The following is an 895-nucleotide window of genomic DNA, read 5'->3' as shown; positions in this document are numbered from 1 at the left end:
CTGGGCGCTGATGGCCTCGCCGGTGAAGGCCATCTCGGAGGCCTTGGCCATGCCCACGGCCCGCGGCAGCAGCCAGGCGCCGCCGTCGCCGGGCACGATGCCCACGCGCACGAAGCTTTCGGCGAAGGTGGCGCTCTCGGCCGCGATGCGGATGTCGCACATGCAGGTCAGGTCCAGCCCCGCGCCGATGGCCGGGCCGTTGACGGCGCAGATCACCGGCACGTCGAGCTGGTACAGCGCGTTCGGGATCTGCTGAATGCCCTGGCGGTATTCCTCGCGGATCAGGTCGGGCGTGAGCGCGTCGTCGAAGAAGCGCTTCATGTCCTTGACGTTGCCGCCCGAGCTGAAGATGGGCCCGGCGCCGGTAAGGATCAGCACCTTCACGCTGGCGTCCTTGCGCACGGTGTCGCACAGCTGCACGAACTCCTGCACGGCCGTGTTGCCGGTGAGCGCGTTGCGCGTTTCGGGCTGGTTCATGGTGGCGGTCAGGATGCCGCCGTCGCGTTCGAGGGTCAGGAAAGCCATGGTGTCTCCGTAGTCATAAAAATAGGGCGGCTGGCGCATGCCCATTGCAGCGATTTCAGATCAAAACGCGCTGAAGTGCTTAATAGATGGACGCCTACCGCTATGCTTTTCAAAGCACCGATTCCACGTCGGTGATGCGGCGCACGATGTCCAGCATGGGCCCCTGGTGCTGCAGCAGGGCCTCGCCCGCCACACCGTGCCAGTAGGACTCGCTGCCGGCCGTCTGGCGCCAGGCGTGCAGGCGGCGGGTGAACAGCTGCAGGTCGTATTCCTCGGTGAAGCCGATGGCGCCGTGGATGGCGTGGGCGAACTCGGCCACGGCCAGTGCGGCCTCGCTGCACCGCGCCTTGGCGGTGGCCACGCGCAGCCG

Annotated in this window: 2 protein-coding genes; both read right to left on the bottom strand. The window is 67.2% G+C overall.

Annotated elements, in window-relative coordinates:
- A partial coding sequence (locus ACDELDRAFT_RS23100; RefSeq protein WP_040330886.1) for an enoyl-CoA hydratase-related protein occupies positions 1 to 525 on the bottom strand: 525 nt, incomplete at its 3' end.
- Positions 526 to 634: 109 nt separating this feature from the next.
- Positions 635 to 895, bottom strand: a 261-nt coding sequence (locus tag ACDELDRAFT_RS23095; protein ID WP_005801721.1) for an acyl-CoA dehydrogenase family protein, incomplete at its 5' end; no start/stop codon positions are given.

Origin of the sequence: Acidovorax delafieldii 2AN, from assembly GCF_000175235.1 — a bacterium.
GTDB lineage: Bacteria > Pseudomonadota > Gammaproteobacteria > Burkholderiales > Burkholderiaceae_C > Acidovorax > Acidovorax delafieldii_B.
Note: the sequence above shows the minus strand (reverse complement) of the source record. Positions and strands in the feature narration are given on the sequence as shown.